The sequence below is a fragment of the Synechococcus sp. BIOS-U3-1 genome, from assembly GCF_014279975.1.
GTDB lineage: Bacteria > Cyanobacteriota > Cyanobacteriia > PCC-6307 > Cyanobiaceae > Synechococcus_C.
This window is the reverse complement of record NZ_CP047936.1, coordinates 122635-149271: the sequence shown is the minus strand read 5'-3', so window position 1 is coordinate 149271 and position 26637 is coordinate 122635. Positions and strand designations below refer to the sequence as shown.

The following is a 26637-nucleotide window of genomic DNA, read 5'->3' as shown; positions in this document are numbered from 1 at the left end:
ATTCATGCTGGTGCTCGCCGTCGCCACAGAAGCAGCTGCCAGGATCCAACCAACGGTGCCAGCAGTCCAGTGATCAAAGCCTGCGCGAGGGTGGAATGGAGCGCCCATGACTGGATCAGACCATCGGATGCCCCCAACACCAGCCACTGAATCCATAGGGACAGACCCAGGACCAGCGAGCCGATCCAGGCAAGCAGTCCCAGGTTGAGACTGCGCTGAATCGGAGGACCACGACGTCCCAGACGCCCCCACCACCAACCCATCAAGACAAGGGCAGGGACCTGACTGACATCCCCAAGACTGAGACCATCCAGGACAAGACCAATCGCAGCTCCAGCGATTGCACCGGCAAGCGGACCGTCCACCAACGACCAGGGAAGCAACCAGAGGATGGCCCAGCTGGGCGGAACACCATCAAGATTGATCCAAGACGGTGCTGCCATCTGCAGGATCGGCACCAGAAGAGCGGAGGCTACGCAGATCGGTTGTCGGTGCAGGCGCGTCATTCCCTCAGCGCACCTTCACCTGAACCCAATCGATGGCATCAGGCGGGGCAATCAACTGCACGAGAGCGGTTGGTGCCGGAACCGATCTGGAATTGAGCGACTGCACCACTGCCACGGGCAAATTGGGGGGCAGCAGAGTGCTCGCAGGAGAGGTACTGACCAGATCGCCAGGACGAACCTGAATGTCCTTATCGAGAAACTGCAACTGTGGCCGGGCTGTTCCAAGGCCCACCAGCAGCCCATGCTGCTGGGTGCGGGGCAACCAGACGCCGATGCGACTGCCAGGTGCCGTGAGCAGACGAACTCTGCTGGTGGCGGGCGTCACACTCTGGACCCTGCCGACCAGGCCTCCAGGTCCGATCACAGCATCATCCTTGGCCACCCCCTCGACCGAGCCTTTGCCCAAAAGCAACTGCTGCCACCAGCCTGATGCTGTACGAGAGATCACCGCAGCCTGAAGCCAGTCCCCAGACGACTGCTCATCCAGCGACAAAAGCCCCCTCAGGCGAGCGTTGTCCTGCTCCAACAGCTCCAGTCTGGACAGTTGCTCCTGCTGTTGGGCAGTCTCAATCCACTCGCGCTGAGCGGAGCCCGGCCAGAAGGGCCGACTCAAGAAGGCGAAGCCATCAGCAAATCCAGCCCCTTTACTCAGTCGCACCAAGCCAAGAGCTAGCAGCAACGCCAACCATGGCCAAAGCCGCTGGATGGAGCGCAGCCTTGACCCCTTTGGCCTCTGGGAAGAGCCCATGGCGATCAAAGAGCGGCAGCGGAGCGTACAAATTCAGGCGTATCGAGCACCCTTTGCAAGCGCTTGTAGTCCTCAAGAACCTGACCACAACCCTTGACGACACAAAGCAGTGGCTCCTCTGCGATGTGGGTGAAGATCCCCGTTTCATGGCTAATTAGATCACTGATGCCACGAACCAACGCTCCGCCACCGGCCAGCATGATTCCACGATCGACGATATCGGCAGCAAGCTCTGGGGGAGTGCGCTCGAGAGTGCGCTTCACAGCCTCCACAATCACGTTCAAAGGCTCAGCGATGGCCTCACGCAGATCCCCGGCCTGCAGCTGAATGGTGCGCGGCAGCCCGGACAGCAGATGCAGGCCACGCACGTCCATCACCGTTTGATCGAACTCGTCGTCGGGGAACGCGGAACCAATGCGGATTTTGATCTCCTCTGCGGTGCGTTCACCCACAACAAGGTTGTGCACTTTCTTGAGGTAGACGCCAATGGAGTCACTGATTTCATCTCCTGCAACCCGCACAGATTCACTGAGCACGGTTCCACCGAGACTGAGCACCGCCACTTCGGTGGTACCGCCGCCGATATCCACAATCATCGTGCCGACAGGCTCCGTGACCGGCAGACCGGCGCCGATCGCAGCAGCAACAGGCTCATCAATCAGGTGCACCTCACGTGCTCCGGCAAGACCGGCCTCACGCACGGCACGGCGCTCCACACCGGTGACCCCACTGGGGATACCCACAACAAGACGAGGGGCCACGATGCCGCGGCCTTCATTACCTTTCTGAATGAAGGTTTTCAGCATCTGCTCAGCCGCATCGAAGTCGGCGATCACACCATCGCGAAGGGGGCGTACAGCACGAATATTTCCAGGCGTGCGGCCCAGCATCAGCTTGGCCTCATCCCCAACGGCCATGGTCACGCCGCGTTCGAGATCAAGGGCCACAACGGAGGGCTCCTGCAGCACGATCCCCTTACCCGAGACATAAATCAGGGTGTTGGCGGTACCAAGGTCGATTCCGATATCGCGGGACAGCTGGAAACGGCGGAACAGCACTGGCTAGAACACATTTCGGCGAATCATAGGGGCAGTCTCAGGCCCCATCTGTTACAGAATCGTTTGAGGGTGGAACTTCTAAAAGGCAGCCACGACAACCGTCAGTTTTGACAACCGTGGCGCATCATTGACCCACAAACAGGAGAGATTCAATGGGTGTCAACTCCGTGACTTTGGTCGGCCGTGCCGGCCGCGATCCAGAAGTCAGGTATTTCGAATCAGGAAGCATGGTGGCGAACCTCACCATCGCCGTGAACCGCCGCAGCCGCGATGACGAGCCCGACTGGTTCAATCTTGAAATCTGGGGAAAACAAGCTCAGGTGGCAGCGGACTACGTCAAAAAGGGATCCCTTCTGGGCATCATCGGCAGTTTCAAGCTGGACCGCTGGAGCGACAGGAACAGTGGAGAAGAGCGCAGCAAACCTGTGGTACGGGTTGATCGACTGGAACTCCTGGGCTCAAAGCGAGACAACCAGGACTCCGGCGGCAGTTTCGGCGGCGGAAGTCCCAGCGAAGAAGAAGTGCCTTTCTGAGGGTTGCCTGATTGGGTCAGTCCGCCATCAATCGGCGGACTGACGCCGCCTCCAAATCCGCAGTCCCAACCAGATCCCCCCTGCCAACACGGCAACCACCAACAGCACCTTGATCACTTTGCTGACCGGATCGATCCAGACCTCGACGTTGCTGTAACCCTCGCCAAGAACCATGCCGGCGACAGTCAGCAACAACGTCCAAATCAGACTTCCGGCAGTGGTCCAGATCAGGAAAGGTGTGATCGGCATCAGCTCGATACCAGCAGGCACTGAAATCAGAGTGCGAATGCCTGGAATCAGGCGCCCCCAAAACACCAAGGCAGTTCCATAGCGACTGAACCAACGACGGCTTCGTGACAACTCCTCAGGGCTGATGCCGATCCAGCGACCATGACGAGTGAGCCACTGCTCGATCCGTTCTTCATTGATCAGGCGGCCAATGCCATACCAGGGCAAAGCGCCGAGAACGGTGCCCAGCAGACCCGCGATCACGACAGGAACCAACTGCAGCTGGCCTTGCTGAACATAAAAACCTCCAAGAGGCATGATCAACTCCGAGGGGATCGGAGGGAACAGGTTCTCCAGGAACATGGCCGCAAAGATTGCGGCATAACCTGCCCAGGGATTGGCTTCTACGGCTTGGCCGATCCAATCGGGCAGTTGTGAAACAAATTCGGTGAGCCCCATGGACGGCGCTGAAGTCGTGGCAAGTCTTCCATGAAGCAACCCTGAAAGCGCAGATTGGGAGCGTCAGAGCTGCAATTGATGCCTTCATCTCATAAAAAAGCCAGATCACAACAGTGACCTGGCTAAATAGAACAAGTGAGAAAGCTTGTTCGTCTAACAATCAATAGCGGTAATGATCAGGCTTATAGGGGCCTTGAACCGGCACATTGATGTAATCAGCTTGATCCTTACTGAGCTCAGTGAGCTGGGCACCGATGCGACCCAAGTGCAGGCGAGCCACCATTTCGTCGAGATGTTTCGGCAGGACATAGACCTCCTTCCCGTACTCTTTGCCCTTGGTGAAGATCTCAATCTGAGCCAACACCTGGTTGGTGAAGGAGTTACTCATCACAAAGCTGGGGTGACCCGTGGCGCAGCCCAGATTCACCAGACGGCCTTCCGCCAGCAAAATGATTTTGTTGCCGCTGGGCAAGGTGATGTGATCAACCTGGGGCTTGATGTTGTCCCACTCATAGTTCTTCAGTGAGGCGACATCAATTTCATTATCGAAATGGCCGATGTTGCAGACGATCGCCTCATCCTTCATCTTCACCAGGTGCTCATTGCGGATCACCTGATAATTGCCGGTGGCCGTCACAAAGATGTCCATCTCTCCAACGACATCCTCGAGGCGGACAACGCGATAGCCCTCCATGGCAGCCTGCAGAGCACAGATGGGATCCACCTCAGCGATGCAGACAGTGGCACCCAGTCCACGCAGGGACTGGGCAGAGCCCTTGCCCACGTCGCCGTAGCCGATCACCAGAGCTTGCTTACCAGCCACCATCACATCGGTGGCGCGCTTGATGCTGTCAACGAGTGATTCGCGGCAACCGTAAAGGTTGTCGAATTTGCTCTTGGTCACCGAGTCGTTGACGTTGATGGCAGGGAACGGCAGCTCACCACTCTTCTGCATCTTGTAGAGACGAGCCACACCCGTAGTGGTCTCCTCAGTGACACCCTGAATCTGGGCTTTGGTTCGGCTGTAGAAACTAGAATCCTGAGCCAGCTTCTTCTTGATGGAGGCGAAGAGGTAGGTCTCTTCCTCATTCGAGGGGTTGTCGAGAACGGTGATGTCCTGCTCGGCCTTGCTTCCCAGCATCACCAGGCCGGTGGCATCACCACCGTCGTCCAAAATCATGTTGGGAGAGCCACCATCACCCCACTCGAGGATGCGGTGGGTGTACTCCCAGTACTCCTCAAGAGTTTCGCCCTTAACAGCAAACACGGGGATTCCCTTGGCAGCAATCGCAGCTGCAGCGTGGTCCTGCGTCGAGAAAATATTGCAGGAGGCCCAACGCACGTCGGCGCCAAGCTCGACCAGGGTTTCAATCAGAACCGCGGTCTGGATGGTCATGTGCAATGAACCGGCGATGCGGGCGCCTTTCAAAGGCTTTTCGCTGCCGTATTTCTGACGCAACGCCATCAGACCAGGCATTTCGGTCTCGGCGATATCGAGTTCCTTGCGGCCGAAATCAGCCTGGTTGATATCAGCAATGACGCAATCGACGCCAAGCTTCAGCTCAGCTGCGGACGTGGGCGCTGCCACCATGGTTTGGGTGCTCCCTAAAGGAATGTGGAGTTGAATATCTGCGGAGACGCCGAGGCTTCGGGCTCGCTGATTAAGCAATCTACCGATCGGAGCTGGATCCTGAAGGACCTGGAGGCCACGCGTGCCCTGGGCAGGTATCTCGTGCAACAGCCCGAGCGTCCATCACTACTGCTGCTCGAGGGAACTCTTGGTGCAGGGAAAACCTCACTGGTGCAGGGCATTGCCTCTGCTCTGGGCATCGACGAGCCGATCACCAGCCCAACCTTTGCCCTCGCACAGCACTACTCCCAGGGCAAACCACCACTGGTTCACCTCGATCTCTATCGGCTGGAATTACCAGCAGCGGCCGATGACCTCTTCCTCCAGGAGGAGGAAGAAGCGCTAGGGATGGGCGCCATGCTGGTCGTGGAATGGTCGGAACGACTCAGCCTGGCCCTGCCGGAAGCCTGGCGACTGAGGCTGTCTCACCGAAGCGAAGGAGGCAGGCTGGCAACTTTGAACAGAAACGATCAGTCAGCTGCTGGCTGAAACAGCTGTTGAACGAAAGATCAGATCAGAGCCCAACGCAATCAGGACTCGAGTTGCTCAAGAAACTCCACCACCATGCTGGGCAGAGGCTGCGGATCGATCGCCCCAGCACCGGAACAGACCAATGCTCCACAGGCGGCCGCGTAGCGCACAAGCTGCTCCACTACCGCTGCACTGAGCTGAAGTGGCTGGCCAGTTGAAGGAGTCAGTTTCACCAGTTGATGCAGCAGTCCAGCCGTGAAAGCATCTCCAGCACCAGTGGTGTCAACGATCTGAGATGGCGCCAGAACAGTCATCGAACCCTTATGGCCAGCCAGGAACCACCGCACCGGATGTCCGCCGTCAGTGACCAGAACATCGGGCTGCTGAGGCAACGAAGCGCTGATCTCGGAGGGATCACTGCTGCTGAACAGCCACTCCGCTTCTTCCTTCGCCAATTTGATCAAACCGGCTTTCTCAAGAAAGGGTTGCATCAGAGCCAGCGCCTGCGGGGGAGGACCTGCGAGCGGGTCCGCAGACGGATCCCAGAACGTGGGGCGCCAGTTCACATCAATGGCAATCCGCACTCCATCCCGCTCGGCCTGACTGACCGCAGAGCGCAAGGTTGCCGCAGAGGCCTCTGTGGCCAGCGGAATGGTGCCGATCAAAAGCCAGCAAGCTTCTGCTGCCAAAGCACACCAGATCGGATCAAGAGTGGTCTGATTCAAAGCCTGATCGGCAAAGCCCTCGCCGCGGTCGCCAGCAAATCCCTGAAAGACCCTTTCGCCAGTGGAATCACGGCGAACAAGCACCACCCGGCTGGGACGTTGAGGATCAATTTGGAGACCCCGCAGATCAACGCCGCGATTGCCCAACATCTCTTGAAAGTTATTGCCGATGTCATCGGCACCTAGCCGACCAATGAAGGCGACAGGCGTTCCGAGTCGAGCCAGGGCGCAAGCCACGTTGGCAGGAGCGCCGCCAAGACGATCATCACAATCCACTGGAGCAGCCAAGGCAGGGTCACACCCCAATGGCCCGAGCCGATCCACGAGGGCCTCACCAAGACACAGCACCTGCGGAGCGGAATCAGACATCAGACCTGCAACGGCTATCAGCAGCGTGGCCAGAAATTCCGCCAACGTCAGGCAGCGAAATCGCTGTTCAGCTTCAAGAACCTTTCAGTCATCGATTTACTGGCAGAACCCGCAATGAACACCCATCAAGCAAGGCGCTCAAGCAGTCCGTTCAAGCAGTCCGTTCAAGCAGTGCGGCGATGATGCGCACATTCGCGGCAGGGAAGGGGTAATTAGCGAGATCGGACGGTTTTACCCAGCGCACCTGCTGACTGGCCAGAGGTTGGGGATCTCCTGAAATCCAACGACAGAGATGAACTTCAAAGCGCAGCTTTTTGTGGCTGTAGGCGTGATCCACCGTGATCAATTTGTCATCGACACTGACTTCAATGGCCAGCTCTTCCCGTAATTCGCGGCGGATGGTGTGGGTAATTGCTTCATCAGATTCCTGCTTGCCGCCTGGAAATTCCCATAAACCGCCCAGCAGTCCTTCGTTCAGACGCTGATCAATCAGAACCTCACCTGCATCATTCAGGACCACACCCACACCAATAACTTGAAAGGGGATGTCGCGGGGTGCCTCTTTCACGGGGTACTGCTGAGGAGAACCGGAAGCGTAAGCAGCACACTGTGCATCCCAGGGACAAACCTCACAGGCAGGACGACGGGGCGTACAGACCGTGGCACCAAGATCCATCAGTGCCTGATTGAGATCACGACTCAGGCCTGGAACGGCATCAATGAAGCTTTCGCTCCAGGCCCAGAACTGATGCTGCGCCCTCATGGGCGGCTCAGGGTGGGCATGCAACCTGGCCAGTACGCGACGCACGTTGCCGTCAAGGATGGCCAGTGGGCTGTTGAAGGCCGAAGACAGAATGCCGCCGGCTGTGCTGCGGCCAATGCCGGGCAATGCCAGCCAGATCTCCAGATCGACAGGCCAATGACTGAACTTCGTGGGAGCGTTCACATCTCTTTGATGACTCTGCAACTCAGCGAGCAGCAAACGGGATGTGGCGTGCAAACGACGTGCCCGTGAGTAATAACCAAGACCCTGCCAGAGCAACAACACCTGCTGCTCCGACGCCGCGGCAAGCACCTCAAGCCTGGGAAAGGCCTGCATCCAACGCTGCCAGTAAGGAAGCACCACCTGTAACTGGGTTTGCTGAAGCATCACCTCAGCGACCCAAATCGGGTAAGGATCAAGCCCTTCCTCAGCCGCAGGCCAACGACCATCTGCCCTGAACATCCAGGGCTTCTGCTTTGGATCGCTTCGTCCATGCTGCTGCCACCAGCTCAGCAGAGACCTCGAAGCAAGTTCAGGCAGTGCTGTGGATCGATCCTTCAAAGCGGGCCAAACTCCCGAAGCAACAGACCGCCGAAGTCGTGAAGCAGCACTGATTGCTGCTTACAACCCTGCTGAAACAGGATTCCGGCAATGGCCGCAAGTACATTTTCCACATTGATGTGGGAGCGCATCGCAGGAGTGGTCTCGTGCAACTCAGACGATTGGCTGTCAATTCACCCATCAGGCCACGCCAACCGAGAGGCTGTCAAAACAGTGATGTTTCAGCGCACAAAAGCTGCTGAACGTGATAAGCGTTTGCTGCAAAGGCTTTTGACTGCATACAAACGCAACGTTTCACCAGCAGCACCGACTTTTGCAACTCCGCTCAAGGGATTGAGGACTTTTCCCCTGCTGCAAGCAAAATCCACTCCGCAGCTTGGATCTGCCCCCGCAGTCCTGTGGAAAAACTGTGCAAAACATCCTGATCAAGCCGAAAACAATCTCGATTAACAGCACCTAATCACTTCACACCAGACCACCAGAATCAACAATTTCCGCATCCCGCGATGACCGTCTAACAGAAATGTGCAGGCATGCTCTTTGATGAAGTGCGGTCTCAAAAAAACCAGTAACGTCCGGCCTATCCGAATGGAATTCTGTGCGGAGAATCGTGTTGTGCGCTCTGGCCGCCGCGGCACTGCTGGCGGGCTGCGGAAAGCCCAAACAAGCAGCGCGGATGATGACAGTGCAGACGGCAACGATCTCCGAATTCACCTTTGAACCCAACATCCAGGCCATCAGCGTTCTGGAGTCCACCACCAATGTGGGCCTGATGCCAGAGACCGATGGTCGAGTGGTCCAGGTGCTGGCCAAGGACGGTCAGCAGGTCAAAGCAGGGCAACCGATTCTTGTGCTGGACAACGTTCAGGAAAGCGCTGCTCTCGATGCCGCAAAGGCGCAGGCCAGGACCGACAGTCTCAATGCTGAGAGATACGAATTCCTGTATCAGAACGGGGCGGCCTCAGCAAAAAAGCGTGATCAGTACGCAACCCAGGCCATTGCCTCCCGTGATCAGGCGCGCAGCGCGGCAGCAACCCTCGGCTACAAATTCGTTCGCTCGCCCATCGACGGCGTCATCGGCGACCTCGACAAAGTGAAGTTGGGGGATTACGTCAAAACTGGGCAAGCGATCACGGGCATCGTGAATAACTCCACCCTGTGGACCTTGATGGAAATTCCTGCCACGCAGGCGGGAGATGTGGCAATCGGCCAGGCCGTGAAGGTGGTCTCGCAGGGAAATCCACCGGTGCAGGGCGAGGGGTCGGTCGTCTTCATTTCCCCCTATTTCGGATTGAACGGCAATTCCAGTGCCCCCAACACCTTGATGGTGAAGGCAGAGTTCCCAAATTTGACCGGGAAGTTGAAGACGGGTCAATTCGTAAAAAGCGCAATCATCACCGGCCGCAATGAATCGCTCGCAGTGCCTGTGCAGGCCGTGATGATGCAAGCGGAACAACCTTTTGTCTACAAGTTGATTCCCTTGAGCAGGGCTCTGCCGAAGATCAAGGCCTCTCCGACCGTTTCTGCCGAAGCGAAGCAGAAACTCGAAAAGCTGCCCTCCAACACCCCGATCGTGGTTCAGACACCCGTCCAGTTGGGTCAACTTCAAAACAATGTCTACCCCGTGAAGTCAGGGCTGAACCAGGCCGACGTTGTGGCGATTAGCAACACCAGCCGGCTACGCAGTGGCATGCCAGTGAAAGTGGCGCCCGCCAGCTCCAGCGATGGAAGCAGTTCTTCCGCAACAACAAAGGACTGAACCAGCGATGTCCTTTTCCGACAAGTTCATTAAACGGCCGGTGCTGACGACTGTTTGCAGCATCTTGATCGTGCTCGTGGGCCTGATCAGCATTCCGAATCTGCCGATCGCCAACCTGCCGAACATCGCCAATCCACTGATTCTGGTTTCAGCCGTGTACGGCGGTGCCAATGCGGAGGTGACCGAGCAAGTGGTGACTAATCCACTGGAACAGCAAATCAACGGCGTCCCCGGGATCAGTTATCTCTCCTCCAACAGCGACATGGAGGGGAACAGCACGATCAGCGTCTATTTCGATGAAACAACGGACATCGACATCGACCAAGTCAATGTGCAAAACAGGGTGTCCCTGGCGATGACGCAATTGCCGTCGCAGGTTTCAGAAACGGGCGTCTCGGTCAAACAGAGCAATCCTTCCATCTTGCTGGCCTACGAGGTGGGTTCGAGTGAAGGCCAATACGACGCCGGCTACCTCAATGGACTGATCTACGAGCAGCTGTATTACCCGCTGTCGAGGGTCGAAGGCGTAGCGACGGTGACTGTCTACGGCGGCGCCAATCCGGCCTTCTGGCTGTTCGTGGATCCCAACAAGTTGGCCGCCAATGGCCTCACTTCGGAAGATGTGCTTTCTGCGGTGCAGTCGCAGAACAGTGTTGCTGTTGGGGGCTTAGTCGGTGGACCACCGGCCGCAGGCGATCAGGTTTTTACCTACCCGATTCTTGTTGAAAACAACGGCAATCTGATTTCGATTGAGCAGTTCGAAAATCTGATCATCAACCGCAGCGAGACCGGCAATCTCCTGAAGCTGCGTGATGTCGGAGAAGTGCGCTACGGCACCAACACTTACTCGGTTCAGGCCACCGATAAGAAGAGCAACCCCGCTCTCACCGTGGCGGTCTACCAGACGCCATCAAGCAATGCACTCGACGTTTCCAACGCGGTGGTGGAGCAGATGGAACAGTTCGCGGCAAGCGTTCCGCCGGGCGTTCAAGTCAGTCAGATTTACAACATCGGTCAGTTCATTGAAGCCTCAGTCGATGGAGTCATCGATGCGCTTGGACTGGCCATCGTGCTGGTGCTGGTGATCTTGTTCCTGTTCCTCCAGAACTGGAGGGCCACCATCGTGCCAAGCCTGGCGATCCCGATCTCGCTGGTAGGCACCTTTGCCTTTCTGAACGTGTTCGGCTTTTCGATCAATCAGCTGACCCTGCTGGGTCTGGTGCTGGCAACTGGCCTGGTCGTCGACGACGCCATCGTTGTGATCGAAGCGGTCTCCAGCAATATCGAAAAGGGCATGACACCCCGACAAGCTGCACTCGACTGCATGGGAGAACTGTTCGGTGCCCTGGTTGCAACAGCTTTGGTGCTGATGGCTGTATTCGTGCCTGTGGCCTTCTACCCGGGCGGCATCGGCATCATCTACAAACAATTCGCGCTGACAATCGCCTTCTCAATCGCGATCTCTGCGTTCAACGCCCTGACGTTTTCACCCATGCTGTCTGGGCTCATCCTTCCCAGGGAGCAGCCGAGGCAACCCAAAGGCTGGGGCTGGATCGTGGCCGGAGTGATCGTTGGACTTGCCTTCGGTAAGTTCAGCGCCAACTCGTTTGGCAACTGGACTTACATCGCTGGGGTTCTCATCGGCGGGTTCGCCGGTGCCAATCTCACCAGGATTTTCCGCAGCTTCAACGCAGGATTTGATCAACTGCAAAAGGGATACGCCAATCTTCTGGAGCGATTGATCAAGGCGAGAAAGCTCGTGATGGCGGGGTTAGGAGCAGGAATCCTGATCACCCTGCTGGCTTTCAGCGCGATCCCCAGTGCCTTCATTCCCGAAGAAGACCAGGGTTACGGGCTGGGTGTTTTCCAGCTGCAAAACGGTGCCTCCCTGGTCGAGACCAAAAAGCTCGGCACTCAAATTGCCCAGGTTCTCAGCCAAGAAGACGACATCGAGAACGCGTCAATCATCAGTGGCTCTGGGTTTAACGGTTCCAGTCCAGACCAGGGTCTTTTCTTCTTCGGACTCAAACCGCTGTCAGAACGTAAAGGAAGTGAGCACAGTGCTGATGCAATCATCGATCGCCTGAATTCCCAACTGATCGAACTAAGCGGAGGACTCGCGTTTGCCATCGGTCCAGCCGCTGTGCCGGGATTTTCACCCCAAGGCGGCTTCTATTTCCAATTCAATGACCTCAGCAATGGTGCCTACAACTTCAACGAGCTCTCCGCGATGGCTGGCGATCTGATCAAAACAGCGACTGCCAGCGGGGATTTCTCAAAGGTCTATACCCAATTCAATCCCAGCTCCCCCGCCATTGGCCTCTCCATCGATCGAGACGTGATGGGAGCACTTAACGTCGACTATCAGGAGGCGATGGACACCATTGCTGTTCTCGCCGGTGGCAACTACTCAGGGCTGACCTACGAGAGCGGCCAGGTCCGCAACATTTATGTGCAAGGACAAGCTGATCAGCGCAAAAGCATTGAAGACATCCTCGAGATCTACGTTCGCAGTCGAGACGGTGACTTAGTTCAGGTCTCGCAGTTCGCCAGTGCTGATCTAAGCAGTGCTCCAACGGTTATTAGTCACTACAACCTGTACCGAACGGTTCTGATTCAGGGTGCCGAGGCAGTTGGGAAGAGCAGTGGTCAGGCACTCACAGCAATCCAGGAGATCTTTAATAAACAAAATTTCAACAACATCGGCTCCGCCTTTACAGGTCTGGCTGCTCTGCAGCTCTCTGCTGGCAGTGCCAGCGTTTTGGTGTTTGGACTCGGTGTTCTGATCGTGTATTTGGTGCTATCAGCTCAGTACGAAAGCTACGTGACGCCTGTAGTGATTCTTGCAACGGTTCCGCTGGCAATGCTGGGCGCACTGGCCTTTCTGGGAATGCGCTCAATCGACCTCAACATTTATGCGCAGGTCGGGCTTGTGACACTGATCGGTCTCGCAGCCAAAAATGGAATCCTGATCGTCGAAGTGGCTGAGCAACGCCTGGAACAGGGGAAGTCCGCTGCTGAAGCGGTGATCGAATCAGCAGAGTCGCGCCTGCGCCCAATCCTGATGACAGCGATCGCGGCCTTGGCCGGTTTTCTGCCACTGGTGGTGGCCAACGGCGCTGGTGCTCACAGTCAGCAGTCGCTAGGGACAGTGATTTTCGGTGGACTTGTGGTTGCCACTGTGCTGTCTCTGGGTGTGGTGCCACCGTTTTATGTGGTGATCAAAGGTCTGGAGTCACGCTTGTTCAATCAAAAGCAGCAGGATGGCAGCGACGATGCATCAATCGCTGGTGCCAGCTGATTCAATCTGGACCTGGAAACAAGCCGATGGCAGCAGCCTTCAGGTTGCCTGGCAGTGTCATGCAGACACTCCGGAAGATGCGCAGGACAGCAGTGTTCCTGCTGTCGTACTGGTTCATGGCTTCGGCGCCAGCAGCAATCACTGGCGTCACAATCTGCCCGTTCTGGGGAAACAAACCCACACGTATGCCCTCGACCTGATCGGTTTCGGTGCAAGTGACCAGCCTCAGGCACTACTTCCAGGGGATCGACCTGCTTTAGAGCAACTTGATAGCAGTCAAGCCCTTGTCTATAGCTTCGATCTTTGGGGGAAAGAGGTTGCCGACTTCTGCAACGCAGTGGTGAAAAGTCCTGTGCTTCTGGTCGGCAACTCGATCGGAGGAGTGGTGGCATTACGCGCCGCACAATTGCTTGAAGAGCGCTGCAAAGGAGTGGTGCTGATCGACTGCGCTCAACGACTCATGGACGACAAGCAGCTGGCAAGCCAACCAGCTTGGATGGCTTGGATACGGCCGCTGTTGAAGACACTGGTCAGCCAGCGCTGGCTGAGCAGCACCTTGTTTCGCAATGCTGCACGCCCAAGGGTGATCAAAAGCGTTTTGAAACAGGCCTATCCCAGCGGTGACAACGTTGACGATCAGCTGGTGGAACTTTTGTACAAGCCCACGCAACGACCTGGAGCAGCAGAAGCTTTTAGAGGCTTCATCAATCTGTTTGATGATTACTTAGCGCCAGATTTATTGGAGAATCTGCAACAACCTGTAGATCTAATCTGGGGCCAAAAAGATCCTTGGGAACCTGTTGCGGAAGCACAAAAATGGGCTAGACGCTTTAATTGCATTAATTCATTAACAATACTGGCTAGCTCAGGTCACTGTCCACACGACGAAAACCCAAGCAAAGTTAATGAAATTCTTATCAAAATACTCGACAAGTATTAATTGAAAGAAGTTTAGATTGTTTTCAACTTTATGAACAACACTGAGGCTGAGTCACCGCTGAAACAATTCAGCAGGCGACATAAGCTTCCACTTGATCACTGAGGCGACGAAGTCCGGCCAATCCATCGCGCTCGAGATTGCGAACACGATCGCGGCTAATGCCGATCACTCGACCGATGCCCGTGAGGCTCATCGGGTCCTCTCCGTCCATCCCATATCGCATCCGCAGCACACGTTCCTGCAGTTCCGGCAGCTGACTCAGCAGATCTCCCAGATCTCCCTTCAGGCACTCTCCTTCCACCTGTTCGCTTGGCAGTTCGCCATCACCCGCCAGTAGATCCAATAATTCGGTGTCATCTCCGTCGCCCACCTTCATTTCCAGGCTCACGGGCTGACGCGCACGGCACATCAGTTCCTTCACCTCTTCTTCAGGCAGCTCCACAAAAACCGCCAGTTCGGTCACCGATGGCGTCCGTCCCAGCTCCTGACTCAATTCACGCTGGCCTTTCTTCAGTTTGTTCAGCATCTCCGTGATGTGAATCGGCAACCGGATCGTCCGGCTCTTCTCCGCTATCGCACGCGTGATCCCCTGACGGATCCACCAGTACGCGTAGGTGCTGAACTTGTAGCCGCGCGTTGGGTCGAACTTCTCCACACCACGCACCAGACCGATTGTTCCCTCCTGGATCAGATCCAGCAGTTCCATATTCCGCTTGGTGTACTTCTTGGCAACACTCACCACCAGCCGCAGATTGGCCGCCACCATCCGCTCCTTAGCGCGGCGTCCTGCCTGCAATTTGCGCTTGAGCTGCGCTGCACTCAGCCCGACGGCTTTGGCGAGTTCAGCTGGAGGCACCATTTCTCCACCACGCTGATCGCTTAGCTCGGCTTCTTGAGCCTCGATCACCATCAGTTCCTGCACCTGACGGCCCAGCGTGATCTCTTGCTGATGGCTCAGCAGCGGCACACGACCGATGTCACGCAAGTAGGAACGCACCAGGTCAACATCGGCACTTGCTGAACGAACAGCAACTGTCTTACCTGCAGAGCCCTTAGAGGACGGTGATTTTGAAGGAAGAACCTTGAGAGGAGTCGCTACGGGCGCAGCGGCGATAGCAGGAGCCATGACGCTTCATTGAGTTGTGTAAAGCGTACTCCTAAGAAACGTAAATTTCCTCTCAGAAATGGATGGCAGCGAGTAATTGGGTAGAAATACCTGTGGCTGCAACGAGCTGGGGCATGTTCAGCAAGAGCCACTGGGCGGTTTTCAGATAGATGAGTGTGCCCACCACATCAGTACAAGTGGTGATGAACGGTGTGGACATCAGCGCCGGATCCCAACCCAATCGGTTGAACAACAGGGGGAACGCTGCACCAGCGGTCGCGGCCAAGGTTGTGATCGCCAACAGACTGGTGCCCACCGATAAGCCCACCAGCGGGCTTTGACCACGCCACCAAGCAAAAGGAACCACCAACAGCATCATCAAAAGGCCAAGCAACAAACCGGCGGTCGCTTCGCGCGCAACAGCCCTGAACTCTCCAAGTGAAGTGATGCTCTGCGTGCTCAAACCACGAATGACCACAGTGGAACTTTGGGCGCCCACATTGCCGCCAGTTCCTGCCAACAGCGGAATAAAAGCAGCCAGAAGAACCACCTCCTTGAGCACCTCTTCATTGACCGCAATTACTTCGGAGGTGACAAAGCTGGCCACAACCAACACCGACAGCCAAACAACCCGCCGTCGAGCGACGGTGAACAAATTGCTCTGAAAGTAATCGTCCTCATCACCAGCCTCCACCGCACCTGCCGCGTAAAGATCGCGTGTGGCCTCCTGCTCGATCACATCAATCACGTCATCCACGGTGACAATGCCCACGAGGCGACGCTCCCGGTCCACGACCGGCACAGCCAGAAAGTCGTAACGCTGAATCGCTCGAGCCACCTCCTCCTGATCCGTGTCGGTGTTGACGCTCACCACCTCCCTGGTCATCACATCGCCGATGCGATTTTCGGGCTCAGCAGTGACCAGATCACGCAATGACAGGATCCCGGTGAGGTGCCGCCCAGCATCCGTGACATAAAGGCTGTAAATCGTTTCTGTCTCGCGCGCACGGCGACGCACAATCGTGAGTGCCTGAGCGGCACTGTGAACCTCCTTGAGGTCAATGAACTCAGTGGTCATCAGGCGCCCGGCCGTCTCACTGGCGTAACCAAGGAGCTGCGCAGTAACGCGACGTTCAACAGGACTCAGCTGCGAAAGCAGCCGCCGCACAACCTTCGCGGGCAATTCATCGAAGAGACGCACCCGATCATCCGGGGACATCTCCTCCACAAGCTCAAGCACCTCGCCAGAGCGCAGCAACTCCAACAAGCTCTGCTGGACGGGAGGCTCGAGATACTCATAAACCTCGATCGCCTCATCCTTGCTGAGTAAACGAAATGCAAGCGCCTGAAGTGTCCGAGGCAAACCACCAATGACTTCAGCGATATCCACCTCCTGCAAGGGAGATAACAACGGCTTAACGGCGTCATAATTACCCATCTCCAACAACCCTTGGAGCTCATGCAGCAAGAGGTCCGCATCGAGCCCAATATTGAGAGGAGCTGCGGGCTTTTCAGTCATCGATGCTGCAAAACCTCGCTGTTGTGATTATAAACAAGTCTGCTCTCATCTCAGTTCGTGAGAACAGGAAATTAGTATTTTAAAAATGACTAAAAGTTTTAAATCATTTTTACTGTAATGCATCATTTTGACCCAGAAGGGGGAAGACCAAGCTCAGCAAGCATCTTGAAGTACAAATCGCGCCTCTGTTCAGAACTTAGTGGATTCAAATCAGTCATTTTTTTTAGCCTGACTAAAAACTCGTCTCCAATGGTGGGAACCATATCAACAACATCTAAATGAATGAGGTTGAGCTCGATGCATTCTTTAATAAGGAGAATAAAGGAGGATGGCGTAAAGGCAGAAACATGGCAGTCTTTGTACTCACTATGACCGTTAGCAAGTGTTTCCTGCAGCTCAGCAAAGGCAGTATTGAGATTTTTCAGTGGATTTGGATGCAAAACAATTTCAGATTCAGCATGATCTAAAACACCAATATTGTTGCAACGCTTATACCAGGCACGGAAACGATCGTAAGCGCTTGGCAACGACTTCTGCTCATAAAAACTTTGCATCCAATCATCAAGCTGCGTCGGCATTCGGAAACGATCAAAACAACAGCGAAGATCAGGGACTGCCATACAAATCTGGCCATTTTCTGACAAAATATCATTGCAATCTCTCAGGAATTGAATGGGATTAGGGAGATGTTCAAAGTTGTGGCTTGAGAGAATATAAGCATATTTCTTTTCACCACTGTATTGAATAGTTTCTTTAATCCGAGATGCTGAGCCGACATGGTCAACCTCTTCAATTTGATTGATTAATTCATTGGGCAAAGAAGAATCATCATGAATCCATTGGCGCAGTTGCTCTGTTGAAAGAATATCGATGGTCTCAACCCGATAACCCTCCGCCTTCGGAGCAAGCGGGCGAAAAAAAGGAGCAATTTCGAGACCTATCTCAGATTTCCTGACATCCCGCAAAAGAAAGTCGCGCCTTGAAAAAACCTCATGCTGGACTGCCTCCGGGCGATCTTGCTTGGCTAGACGTCTGCGAATCTTCAGGAACAGTGATTTCATGAAAGTGTCTTCAGCAAGGATCAAATTCGAAGCAATCTTGTTACACCAATTATCAGTACATTGAATCTAAATAATTCTGATCGGCACAGGCATCATGAGTTTCTCAAAAAGAAATCATGGAGAATCTGTAAATCACAGATAACTATACACAGTCTCATGCAAGTGCGGCTTCAACACACTTTGGTTCGAAGGCGCATGAAAGGTCGCTCTAGACATTGCCAACAAAGGCTACCAATGCCGATGGAACCCAGGAAATAGGTGATCAAACGCAAGACGATTGGCATATTGAACTGCATCAGCAGACTGGCTAGAGGCATATGCAGCAAATACACGGAGTAACTGCAACGGCTGAGTTCCCGAAATGCACGGCGCATTGAAACGGGAAGAAAGGAATACCTGAATTTCCAACTCGACACAATCAGAGCCGAGGCGAGGAAACCAACCGTCGGATAAAAACCGAAGGCAACCCAAAGCCTTGATGCTTCTGGAAGGGGATCCAGCACATTACGGAACAAATCGGGAACTGATGTGGATACCCCGCAAATCACGATGATCAAAATAGGTAAAACCACGTTCCCAGAGCGAGCCAATCGATCGAAGTTCTCTGGCGACCGACGCATCCACCAAGCCAGCAATCCCCCGTAAGACAGTGCATCGATTTGCGAGAAAAGCCCTTGCTTGATCATCTGCACAGAAGCACCCTGGTCCATCACAGACCAACGCAATGCACCAGACAGGCAAGGCAGAAACAGAAGCAGAACAAGAAAAGATCGCTCCATCAACGAACGCGGCAGCTGATAACGCCGACGACAGAACAGCAGCAACGCCGCAAAAACTGCATAGAGGAGATAACTCCACTCTTCAATCACCAGGCTCCATGAAACAGGCAACAGCACAGGAATCCCAATCATTGGTCCCTGAATGAACAGGGCATTCAGTAGCAGTGAGCGCCAACCAAACCAAATGACAAATCCAGTGCAGCTGAATAGACCGAGAAGAATCCAATACGTAGGAACTGTCCGAAACCAGCGGCGCAACACAAATACCTTGATGGTTTCCTGGCGCCGGTCCATCACCACATCCAACAATTGCCCGATGATCAGAAAGCCGCTGATGGCAAAAAAGATTGTGACTCCCCAAAAGCCAGGTCGAAACCAGTTGGCAGACAGAACATTCGGCCAGGTGTCAGGGAGTAATGGCCCTGCGTGAGACCAGAGCACAAGAAAAACGGCACCTGCTCGGAACAGATCAATCCCTTCGTAGAAAATGCCGCGCGATGGTGACTGATCCAGGAGTCCACCTTTCGATCAGGGGAGAGTACGACGTAGCTAAGGTCGCCGCGAAGCTCTTTTCCCCGAATGTCCGTCAACATCTCCAAGGTTGTGGTGAAAACCTCCACAGGGACCGATCAGTCATTAGGTAACTACGCCGGAAAAGTGCTGCTGATCGTGAACGTGGCTAGCCGTTGCGGCTTCACCAAGCAATATGCCGGCCTTCAAGCCCTGCAAGACAAGTACGGCGCACAGGGCCTTTGCGTTCTGGGATTTCCCTGCAACGACTTTGGAGCCCAGGAGCCCGGCAGCCTTGATGAAATCAAGAGCTTCTGCTCAACCACCTACGGAGCCAGCTTCGAACTGTTCGACAAGGTGCATGCCACAGGCAGCACCACCGAGCCCTACAGCACGCTTAATCAGGCGGAGCCTGCTGGAGATGTGGCCTGGAATTTTGAAAAATTCCTGGTCGGCAAGGACGGTACGGTTCTCTCTCGCTACAAGAGCGGAGTTGCCCCTGAAGAGGCTGAACTCAACAGCGCTATCGAGGCGGCTCTGAAGGCTTGAGCTTCAGCGCATCGACGCTGCGGCCGATCCATAAACCAAGGGCTGCGCCACCAAGGCCCAGCCCTAAGGTCATGCCAATCAATCCAAGGGCCTCGAACGGCTGGCCCGAAACAATCAGATTCACGCTGTTGACCATCCAGCTGCTGAACGTGGTCAACGAACCGCAGAAACCAATTCCAACCAGCAGCTGAAGCCGCGGCCGATAGGGTAGGCCCAGCAACAAGCCCAAGATCAGAGAACCGAAAACGTTCACCAGAACGTCTCGGTCATGAAACACAGCACTGGTCTGCCAGCGCAACAAAGCTCCTGGCACAGCACCCACGGCAACCAAAACAAGCTCCTGAAGCTCCTTGGACAGAGACGGCGACTGTTCAGGCATTGACAAGTCCCAGACTGAAACCTGCAGCAGCAACCAGCAGACCAGCGATCACCGAACCACTTGTGAGCAAAACGGCTTCTCCCCAACGGCGTTCACGCAACGTGGTAAGAACCTCTACTGCAAAGGTGGAAAACGTGCTCAGGCTTCCAAAAAATCCTGTACCCACCAACAAAATCAGCGCGGAAACACCTGTGGAGTTGTCGCAACGCCCCGTTCGCTCCAAACCGAGCACCAGGCCCAGGGCGAATGCAGCCACCAGATTCACCGCAAAGGTTCCCCAGTGCTTCCTGGGAACCAGGGGTTCAAAGTGATTGACGACTCTCAAGCGCAACCAGGCGCCAGGAATGGCACCCAGCCCAACCATCAACGCCTCATAGAAACTGGACTCAGTGATGAATCCAACCTCTCTGCCGCTCTACAGCATCAGTAAGCGCAGGTCCAGAGGTGACCTTCACCTGAATCCAGTCCCTGCCGTCATCACTGCGCCATCGACGCAACAATTGCAACGGTGTTCCGATCTCCAGTCGCCGCAAAGCAGGAGCTGCAACAAGCGGACTGGAATGCAGTACACAGTCGCTGCCACTCAGTAGAGGGCCGCTGCCCTGCTGGCGACGAATCTGCGGCAAACGCCGTTCTGCCCCGCCTGCCGGTAAAGCGACAGGACCGATTAAGGACACGCCAAGCAACCAGCTCCAACGCAGCATCACCGTTGCGGAGTGATTCATCAGATATCGAGTTCTGCCATGTCGAGCTCAGCACTATGGGTTTCGATGAATTCCCGCCGCGGGGCCACTTTGTCGCCCATCAAAATTGTAAAAATGCGATCCGCTTCCAACGCATCTTGAACTTCCACTCGCTTCATGGTGCGAGTGGAAGGATCCATCGTGGTTTCCCAAAGTTGCTTGGGCATCATTTCGCCCAAACCTTTGAATCGCTGGATGTTGTAATTAGCTTTTTCACCAAATCCGTCCAACGTTTTTTGCAATTGCTGCTCATTGTAACAATATGAATGCTTTTTACCCCGCTCAACTTTGTATAAAGGAGGGCATGCAATATAAATATATCCACCTTCGACCAACTCTTTCTGATATCGATAGAAAAATGTCAAGATCAAAGTACGAATGTGCGCACCATCAACATCTGCATCTGTCATGATCACAACCCGGTGATAACGCAGATTCTTAGCGTCAAAATCTTCCCCTTTAATCCCCAGGCCAAGAGCTGTGATCAAAGCTTGGATTTCAGTATTTTTGTAGATCTTGGCGTCGTCAGTCTTTTCAATATTGAGAATCTTGCCTCTCAATGGCAGGATTGCCTGGAAACGACGATCACGGCCCTGCTTGGCGGAACCACCAGCCGAATCCCCCTCAACAATGTAGATCTCGGATTCAGCAGGATCGCGAGAACTGCAATCTGCCAATTTTCCAGGCAATGTTGAACTTTCCAAGACGCTCTTGCGCCGCACCAATTCACGAGCGCGGCGGGCAGCTTCTGCGGCGTTAAAGGCCTGAATGGCCTTCTCAAGGATCATATCGATCACCCCTGGATTGAACTCCAGGTACTGACTGAGAGCCTCACCGACAAGATTGTCGACGATGCCACGAACTTCCGTATTACCCAATTTGGTTTTGGTCTGGCCTTCAAATTCAGGCTCAGGCACCTTCACAGACAGCACTGCTGTCAGTCCCTCACGAATATTCTCTCCGGCAAGATTGCCATCCGCCTCTTTTCTTTTACCGCGCTTACGCGCAAAAGTATTCAGCGTGCGAGTGAGAACGGTCTTCAAGCCTTCAATATGGGTGCCGCCATCCACTGTGCGGATGTTGTTGGCGAATCCAAGAATACTGTCGGAATAAGCATCAACGCACCACTGCAGTGCTGCTTCAATCGAGACACCATCCTTTTCGGCATTCACATAAATGATTTCAGGGTGTAGTGCATCTTTTTCAGCATTCATATAAGCGACATATTCTTTGATGCCGCCCTCGTAGAAATAGATTTCTTCTCGGGGATTGCCGTCTAAATCGCGGGCAGTCTCCCGCTCGTCGCGGAAGACAATCCTCACGCCTCCGTTGAGATAAGCAAGTTCGCGCAGGCGAGCAGACAGGGTCGCGTAATCAAATTCGATGCCGACAGTGAAAATTTGAATGTCGGGCTTGAACTGCACGCTGGTGCCAGTGAGACCATTCTCACTAGCTGGCTGATCTTCAGAAACAAGACTGCCGATGGGAGCTCCACGCTCAAAGCGCTGGCGATGCACCTTGCCCTGACGGCGAACGGTGACTTCCACCCATTCGCTCAAAGCATTGACAACCGACACGCCAACACCGTGAAGACCGCCTGAAACCTTGTATCCGCCGGCACCGAACTTGCCACCGGCGTGCAGCACGGTCAGCACCGTTTCCAGTGCACTCTTGCCGGTACGGGGGTGAACGTCAGTGGGAATGCCACGACCGTTATCGGAGATGAAGGCGGACCCGTCCTCGCCAAGCACCACCTGAATCTCGGTGCAGTGACCTGCTAAGGCTTCATCAACCGAATTGTCCACCACCTCATAGACCAGGTGATGCAAACCCCTCGGCCCGGTGGTGCCGATGTACATCCCGGGGCGCTTGCGGACGGGTTCAAGACCCTCCAGCACCTGAATTTGTTCGGCGCCATAGGCCGCCTGTACTTTCGCGGCTTCGCTCATGCGATCTGAGTCGACCAGGCTTCCTGTCAGGCTGAATCTACCACCGGCATGCCAGAGGCGCTTGCAGAGGCCTCTGAGACGTCATTTTTTCGGGGGGTCCACCCCCTACTCCGCTCCATGTCTGACCCCAGCCCACCGGCAGCGCCAGGATCAGCGCAGCTCCCACCACTGGTGGTGGTGCTGCTGGGACCCACCGCCAGTGGCAAAACGGCTCTGGCCCTCGAGCTGGCGGAACGCTACGAGCTCGAGATTTTGAACATTGATTCGCGGCAGCTCTATGAGGGCATGGATGTAGGCACTGCCAAACCGACCGCAAAGCAGAGAGCACGGGTGCCACATCACCTCGTTGACCTGCGCCGACCTGATCAACCGATCACCCTGCGCGAATTTCAGGACGAGGCACTTGCCATGGTGAACCGCAGCCTGAACGAGCGAGGTGCCGCTTTCCTGGTGGGTGGCAGCGGCCTTTATCTCAAGGCACTCACCGCTGGGCTGAAACCACCCTCGGTCGCACCTCAGCCGGCACTGCGAAAGCAACTGGCGCAGCTAGGTCAGGCGGCTTGTCATCAACTGCTGATGGACGCAGACCCTGAGGCAGGCGCACGGATCTCCGCAGCCGATGCAGTCCGCACCCAACGAGCACTGGAAGTGCTTTACGCCACTGGCAGAGCGATGAGCTCGCAGACCAGTGCCAGTCCTCCTCCGTGGCGCGTGCTCGAACTCGGGCTCAATCCAGCCGATCTACGCCAGCGCATCAGCCAGCGCACCGAAGAGTTGTATGCCCAGGGACTGATTGAAGAAACCCAACAACTGAAGCAGCAATACGGAGCTGACCTGCCACTACTGCAAACCATTGGCTACGGGGAAGCACTTCAGGTGCTTGGGGGGCATCTCGATCGAACCAGCGCCATCGCGCAGACCACCAAGCGCACGCAACAGTTCGCCAAGCGCCAGCGCACCTGGTTCAGACGTCAGCATCAGCCTCACTGGCTCAGTGATACCGATCCCTTCAACGATGCCAGTCAGCAGATCGAAGCCGGTCTAGTGTGAAGACAGAAACCCCGCCGGGCCCAGATTTTTCTCCGGCAGCCTCTTCATCACTGAATGCCACCACGTCCTCGTTTTGACCGCCGTGCTCCTGTCAGGGAGCTCCCCAACATCAACGATCGCATCAACTACCCACAGCTTCGTGTGGTGGATGCAGACGGCACTCAACTGGGAGTGATTGACCGGGAAGAAGCGTTATCAGTGGCCAAAGAACGGGAACTGGATCTTGTTCTGGTCAGCGAAAAAGCTGATCCACCTGTTTGCCGGATCATGGATTACGGCAAGTACAAGTTCGAACAAGAGAAAAAGGCCAAGGAAGCTAAGAAAAAATCGCATCAGACCGAAGTTAAAGAAGTCAAGATGCGATACAAAATTGATCAACACGATTACGACGTGCGGATTGGTCAGGCCCAGCGCTTTCTCAAGGCCGGCGACAAAGTGAAATGCACCGTGATCTTCCGCGGCCGCGAGATTCAACACACAGCTCTTGCTGAGGTTCTGCTAAGGCGCATGGCCAAGGATCTGGAGGAGCCTGCAGAGATCCAGCAACCCCCCAAACGTGAAGGACGCAACATGATCATGTTCCTCACACCGCGCAAAACGCCCCTGGCAAAGCAAGACGAAAAGGAAGAGGCTGCGAACAAAGCCGTGCGCACGATCACGGCACCCCCGCGCGCCGCGGCCAGGCAGATCAGCAAGCCTGCGGGAAACGGCTAACGAAGCCAATCAACAAACAATGTCATTCGGCACCCACTCTTTAAAACTTGCCGAGTGATTCATCAAAACAGAACGTCAACAAAACAATGACATCTTCGATGTCATTGTCGATGACATACTCGCGAGCCAATAAGCCCACCAATCCTTGACGACCATTGGCGTCAAACAACAAAAAAGGAAACGCAATCAACGGCAAATCGTGACGAAATCATGACTGTGCTGTCCCAGATGTCCAGCCCTGAGCCCGGCAAGCTGCGGTTGAACGCCCACAACGGGGAGGAGAAGGGACATGGAAGATCCTCGTGACGCTCGAGACACCTGAAATCAGAGCACTCGCAGCAATCGGCACATGGACACGGACCAACCAGGGAATTGTCACCGAGCCGTTCACTCCTTAAGGTGGCCGCATCTTGATCTGGCCCACCGGCGTGCGATTCCACATCCAACAGGAAAGCGACATCCCGGCGTCGACCCAGCTTTACAACCAGATTTGCTTCGCGATCGCAGCTCGGCACTACCCACCGGGTCACCGTCTGCCCAGCACGCGTCAGCTGGCCATGCAGACCGGCCTGCACCGCAACACGATCAGCAAGGTCTACCGCCAACTTGAAACCGACGGTGTGGTGGAAGCCATGGCGGGATCAGGCATTTATGTGCGCGATCAGCAGAAGCCACGGGAAATGCGCACCCCAACGAATCCGCGCAACCGCGGTGTCACCGATGTGGACCGTGAAGTTCGCAAGTGTGTGGATGGCCTGCTGAATGCGGGCTGCACCCTGCAGCAAACCAGGGATCTACTCACCCGGGAGATTGACTGGCGTCTGCGTTGCGGTGCCAGGGTCCTGGTCAGCACACCAAGGGAAGACATCGGTGCCTCGATGTTGATCGCCGAAGAACTCGAACCCAGCCTCGATGTACCGGTTGAAGTGGTGCCGATGGAGGAGCTGGAAAGTGTTCTGGAAAGCGCCAGCAATGGCACCGTTGTGACCAGCCGTTATTTCCTGCAACCGGTGGAGGAGCTGGCCAAGCGTCATGGAGTCCGCGCCGTGGCCGTGGATCTCAATGACTTCAGAGAAGAGCTCGCCATGCTCAAGGAACTGCGTCAGGGAAGTTGTGTGGGGCTTGTGAGCATCAGTCCTGGCATTCTGCGGGCCGCAGAAGTGATCCTTCACAGCATGCGCGGCAACGAGCTCCTGCTGATGACAGCCACACCTGATGTCGGCAGTCGCCTGCTCGCCCTGCTCAGGGCCTCAAGCCACGTGCTCTGCGATCGCCCCAGCCTGCCTCTTGTGGAACAAAGCCTGCGCCAAAACCGGTCCCAGTTGATGCGCATGCCCCAGGTGCATTGCTCCCAGAGCTACCTCAGTGGAGACACGATCGAACTACTGCGCAAGGAGATCGGTCTGCAAAGCGACTAAAGACTGCCAACTGCCAAAATGACGCCTTCAAGCGCTGAGGGCGCGGCTCCGAGGCATGTTCAATCACATCCGAGCCGACCTGGCGATCATTCGCGAACGTGACCCGGCGGCGCGCGGCCCGCTGGAGATCCTGCTTTGCTATCCAGGCTTTCAGGCACTCACCCTGCACCGTCTCAGCCACCGCATGTGGCACTCGCGTCTGCCGCTCAAACTGCCGTCCAGGTTGCTGAGTCAACTGGGCCGTGGTCTCACAGGCATTGAGATCCACCCCGGAGCAAGCATCGGCAGAGGAGTCTTCATCGACCATGGCATGGGTGTGGTGATTGGTGAAACAGCGGAAATTGGAGACCACTGCTTGCTTTACCAAGGGGTCACACTCGGCGGCACCGGCAAAAAAAGCGGCAAACGCCATCCAACCCTTGAAGACAATGTGGTGGTGGGTGCCGGGGCCAAGGTGCTCGGTGCTCTGAAAATCGGAACCAACACGCGAATCGGCGCGGGCTCCGTGGTTGTGCGTGATGTTGACGCCGACTGCACCGTTGTCGGCATCCCTGGGCGGGTGATCCATCAGAGCGGTGTACGCATCAACCCTCTGGCCCACTCGGCTCTACCAGACGCCGAAGCCAACGTGATCCGCAACCTGATGGAACGGATTGATCAATTGGAAAACCAGGTGGGAACACTGCAGACATGCCTGCGAGCGATCGCTGCTGACCAGCCGATCAACGAGGTCTGCGCTGGAGCTTCACAAAACCTGAAAGACAGGGAAATCCTTGAGTTTCTGGGAGAGTGATCTGAGCGGTAAGGTGC

Annotated in this window: 27 protein-coding genes; 11 read left to right on the top strand and 16 right to left on the bottom strand. The window is 55.5% G+C overall.

What is annotated here, in order from left to right; all coding sequences use genetic code 11:
* Positions 1 to 2: 2 nt before the first annotated feature.
* From SynBIOSU31_RS00685 to SynBIOSU31_RS00675, 3 genes are read right to left on the bottom strand one after another with little or no spacing between them, the layout of a single operon-like run.
* Positions 3 to 506, bottom strand: a complete 504-nt coding sequence (locus tag SynBIOSU31_RS00685) for a rod shape-determining protein MreD (protein ID WP_186491347.1) — start codon at positions 504 to 506, stop codon at positions 3 to 5.
* 4 nt (positions 507 to 510) lie between these two features.
* On the bottom strand, positions 511 to 1254 hold the full coding sequence (gene mreC, locus SynBIOSU31_RS00680) for a rod shape-determining protein MreC (RefSeq protein WP_186491345.1): 744 nt from the start codon (positions 1252 to 1254) through the stop codon (positions 511 to 513).
* A 5-nt stretch (positions 1255 to 1259) separates the two neighbouring features.
* Positions 1260 to 2312 carry a rod shape-determining protein gene (locus SynBIOSU31_RS00675; protein WP_114993680.1) on the bottom strand — a complete coding sequence of 351 codons (1053 nt, stop codon included), beginning with the start codon at positions 2310 to 2312 and terminating at the stop codon, positions 1260 to 1262.
* A 152-nt stretch (positions 2313 to 2464) separates the two neighbouring features.
* Between SynBIOSU31_RS00675 and SynBIOSU31_RS00670 the strand changes: the two genes are divergently transcribed.
* Positions 2465 to 2845: a single-stranded DNA-binding protein gene (locus SynBIOSU31_RS00670; protein WP_186491343.1), complete on the top strand. Its 381-nt coding sequence runs from the start codon at positions 2465 to 2467 to the stop codon at positions 2843 to 2845.
* A gap of 27 nt (positions 2846 to 2872) precedes the next feature.
* Here SynBIOSU31_RS00670 and SynBIOSU31_RS00665 read toward each other — a convergent pair whose 3' ends face one another.
* Positions 2873 to 3532, bottom strand: coding sequence for a DedA family protein (locus SynBIOSU31_RS00665; protein ID WP_186491341.1), 660 nt, complete (start codon positions 3530 to 3532; stop codon positions 2873 to 2875).
* Positions 3533 to 3692: 160 nt separating this feature from the next.
* Positions 3693 to 5123 carry an adenosylhomocysteinase gene (gene ahcY, locus SynBIOSU31_RS00660; protein WP_186491339.1) on the bottom strand — a complete coding sequence of 477 codons (1431 nt, stop codon included), beginning with the start codon at positions 5121 to 5123 and terminating at the stop codon, positions 3693 to 3695.
* 30 nt (positions 5124 to 5153) lie between these two features.
* Here ahcY and tsaE point away from each other — a divergent pair, with 30 nt between their 5' ends.
* On the top strand, positions 5154 to 5651 hold the full coding sequence (tsaE, locus tag SynBIOSU31_RS00655; RefSeq protein ID WP_370593724.1) for a tRNA (adenosine(37)-N6)-threonylcarbamoyltransferase complex ATPase subunit type 1 TsaE: 498 nt from the start codon (positions 5154 to 5156) through the stop codon (positions 5649 to 5651).
* A 41-nt stretch (positions 5652 to 5692) separates the two neighbouring features.
* Here the strand turns inward: tsaE and SynBIOSU31_RS00650 are convergent, their stop codons facing one another.
* From SynBIOSU31_RS00650 to SynBIOSU31_RS14640, 3 genes are all read right to left on the bottom strand, one after another.
* Positions 5693 to 6727, bottom strand: a complete 1035-nt coding sequence (locus tag SynBIOSU31_RS00650; protein WP_186492749.1) for a carbohydrate kinase family protein — start codon at positions 6725 to 6727, stop codon at positions 5693 to 5695.
* A gap of 151 nt (positions 6728 to 6878) precedes the next feature.
* Positions 6879 to 8051 (bottom strand): 8-oxo-dGTP diphosphatase MutT, encoded by a 1173-nt coding sequence (mutT, locus tag SynBIOSU31_RS00645; protein WP_255477293.1) that lies wholly within the window; start codon positions 8049 to 8051, stop codon positions 6879 to 6881.
* The gene (locus tag SynBIOSU31_RS14640; protein ID WP_255477292.1) at positions 8048 to 8182 is read right to left on the bottom strand and encodes a hypothetical protein; all 135 of its coding nucleotides are present in this window, start codon (positions 8180 to 8182) and stop codon (positions 8048 to 8050) included. The genes mutT and SynBIOSU31_RS14640 overlap by 4 nt, the downstream gene beginning before the upstream one ends.
* An 85-nt stretch (positions 8183 to 8267) precedes the next feature.
* Between SynBIOSU31_RS14640 and SynBIOSU31_RS00640 the strand changes: the two genes are divergently transcribed.
* The 4 genes from SynBIOSU31_RS00640 (at position 8268) to SynBIOSU31_RS00625 (ending at position 14051) form a co-directional block, all read left to right on the top strand.
* Positions 8268 to 8501 (top strand): hypothetical protein, encoded by a 234-nt coding sequence (locus SynBIOSU31_RS00640; RefSeq protein WP_186491330.1) that lies wholly within the window; start codon positions 8268 to 8270, stop codon positions 8499 to 8501.
* A gap of 226 nt (positions 8502 to 8727) precedes the next feature.
* Positions 8728 to 9810, top strand: coding sequence for an efflux RND transporter periplasmic adaptor subunit (locus tag SynBIOSU31_RS00635; RefSeq protein ID WP_186492747.1), 1083 nt, complete (start codon positions 8728 to 8730; stop codon positions 9808 to 9810).
* Positions 9811 to 9817: 7 nt separating this feature from the next.
* Positions 9818 to 13111, top strand: coding sequence for an efflux RND transporter permease subunit (locus SynBIOSU31_RS00630; RefSeq protein WP_186491328.1), 3294 nt, complete (start codon positions 9818 to 9820; stop codon positions 13109 to 13111).
* Positions 13086 to 14051: an alpha/beta fold hydrolase gene (locus tag SynBIOSU31_RS00625; protein ID WP_186492746.1), complete on the top strand. Its 966-nt coding sequence runs from the start codon at positions 13086 to 13088 to the stop codon at positions 14049 to 14051. Before SynBIOSU31_RS00630 ends, SynBIOSU31_RS00625 begins: the two co-directional genes overlap by 26 nt.
* A gap of 67 nt (positions 14052 to 14118) precedes the next feature.
* Here the strand turns inward: SynBIOSU31_RS00625 and SynBIOSU31_RS00620 are convergent, their stop codons facing one another.
* The 4 genes from SynBIOSU31_RS00620 to SynBIOSU31_RS00605 form a co-directional block, all read right to left on the bottom strand.
* Entirely contained in the window at positions 14119 to 15177 is a 1059-nt protein-coding gene (locus tag SynBIOSU31_RS00620; RefSeq protein WP_255477291.1) for an RpoD/SigA family RNA polymerase sigma factor, read from the bottom strand.
* Between the two features lie 52 nt (positions 15178 to 15229).
* Positions 15230 to 16675, bottom strand: coding sequence for a magnesium transporter (gene mgtE, locus SynBIOSU31_RS00615; protein WP_186491326.1), 1446 nt, complete (start codon positions 16673 to 16675; stop codon positions 15230 to 15232).
* 122 nt (positions 16676 to 16797) lie between these two features.
* Positions 16798 to 17736, bottom strand: coding sequence for a methyltransferase domain-containing protein (locus SynBIOSU31_RS00610; RefSeq protein ID WP_186491323.1), 939 nt, complete (start codon positions 17734 to 17736; stop codon positions 16798 to 16800).
* Positions 17737 to 17906: 170 nt separating this feature from the next.
* The gene (locus SynBIOSU31_RS00605) at positions 17907 to 18983 is read right to left on the bottom strand and encodes an acyltransferase family protein (protein ID WP_255477466.1); all 1077 of its coding nucleotides are present in this window, start codon (positions 18981 to 18983) and stop codon (positions 17907 to 17909) included.
* Positions 18984 to 19094: 111 nt separating this feature from the next.
* Here SynBIOSU31_RS00605 and SynBIOSU31_RS00600 point away from each other — a divergent pair, with 111 nt between their 5' ends.
* The gene (locus tag SynBIOSU31_RS00600) at positions 19095 to 19574 is read left to right on the top strand and encodes a glutathione peroxidase (RefSeq protein WP_186491319.1); all 480 of its coding nucleotides are present in this window, start codon (positions 19095 to 19097) and stop codon (positions 19572 to 19574) included.
* Here the strand turns inward: SynBIOSU31_RS00600 and SynBIOSU31_RS00595 are convergent.
* Genes SynBIOSU31_RS00595 through gyrB form a run of 4 tightly spaced genes read right to left on the bottom strand, consistent with a single transcriptional unit; the run spans position 19549 to position 22645 of the window.
* Positions 19549 to 19953, bottom strand: a complete 405-nt coding sequence (locus SynBIOSU31_RS00595) for a fluoride efflux transporter FluC (protein ID WP_186492744.1) — start codon at positions 19951 to 19953, stop codon at positions 19549 to 19551. The two genes, SynBIOSU31_RS00600 and SynBIOSU31_RS00595, sit on opposite strands and share 26 nt — an antisense overlap.
* A complete protein-coding gene (locus SynBIOSU31_RS00590; RefSeq protein WP_186492743.1) occupies positions 19946 to 20317 on the bottom strand; it encodes a fluoride efflux transporter FluC in 372 nt (123 codons plus the stop codon). Before SynBIOSU31_RS00590 ends, SynBIOSU31_RS00595 begins: the two co-directional genes overlap by 8 nt.
* A gap of 22 nt (positions 20318 to 20339) precedes the next feature.
* The gene (locus SynBIOSU31_RS00585) at positions 20340 to 20678 is read right to left on the bottom strand and encodes an SH3 domain-containing protein (RefSeq protein ID WP_186491317.1); all 339 of its coding nucleotides are present in this window, start codon (positions 20676 to 20678) and stop codon (positions 20340 to 20342) included.
* Positions 20678 to 22645 carry a DNA topoisomerase (ATP-hydrolyzing) subunit B gene (gene gyrB, locus SynBIOSU31_RS00580; RefSeq protein WP_186491315.1) on the bottom strand — a complete coding sequence of 656 codons (1968 nt, stop codon included), beginning with the start codon at positions 22643 to 22645 and terminating at the stop codon, positions 20678 to 20680. Before gyrB ends, SynBIOSU31_RS00585 begins: the two co-directional genes overlap by 1 nt.
* 117 nt (positions 22646 to 22762) lie before the next feature.
* On the opposite strand from gyrB, the gene miaA reads away from it, so the two are divergent.
* The 4 genes from miaA to epsC all read left to right on the top strand — a co-directional run bounded on the left by miaA (position 22763) and on the right by epsC (position 26620).
* On the top strand, positions 22763 to 23695 hold the full coding sequence (gene miaA, locus SynBIOSU31_RS00575) for a tRNA (adenosine(37)-N6)-dimethylallyltransferase MiaA (protein WP_255477290.1): 933 nt from the start codon (positions 22763 to 22765) through the stop codon (positions 23693 to 23695).
* 54 nt (positions 23696 to 23749) lie between these two features.
* Positions 23750 to 24409: a translation initiation factor IF-3 gene (gene infC / locus SynBIOSU31_RS00570; protein ID WP_186491310.1), complete on the top strand. Its 660-nt coding sequence runs from the start codon at positions 23750 to 23752 to the stop codon at positions 24407 to 24409.
* Between the two features lie 428 nt (positions 24410 to 24837).
* On the top strand, positions 24838 to 25827 hold the full coding sequence (locus tag SynBIOSU31_RS00565) for a GntR family transcriptional regulator (RefSeq protein WP_186492742.1): 990 nt from the start codon (positions 24838 to 24840) through the stop codon (positions 25825 to 25827).
* A 55-nt stretch (positions 25828 to 25882) separates the two neighbouring features.
* The gene (gene epsC / locus SynBIOSU31_RS00560) at positions 25883 to 26620 is read left to right on the top strand and encodes a serine O-acetyltransferase EpsC (protein WP_186491308.1); all 738 of its coding nucleotides are present in this window, start codon (positions 25883 to 25885) and stop codon (positions 26618 to 26620) included.
* The last annotated feature ends 17 nt before the right edge of the window (positions 26621 to 26637 follow it).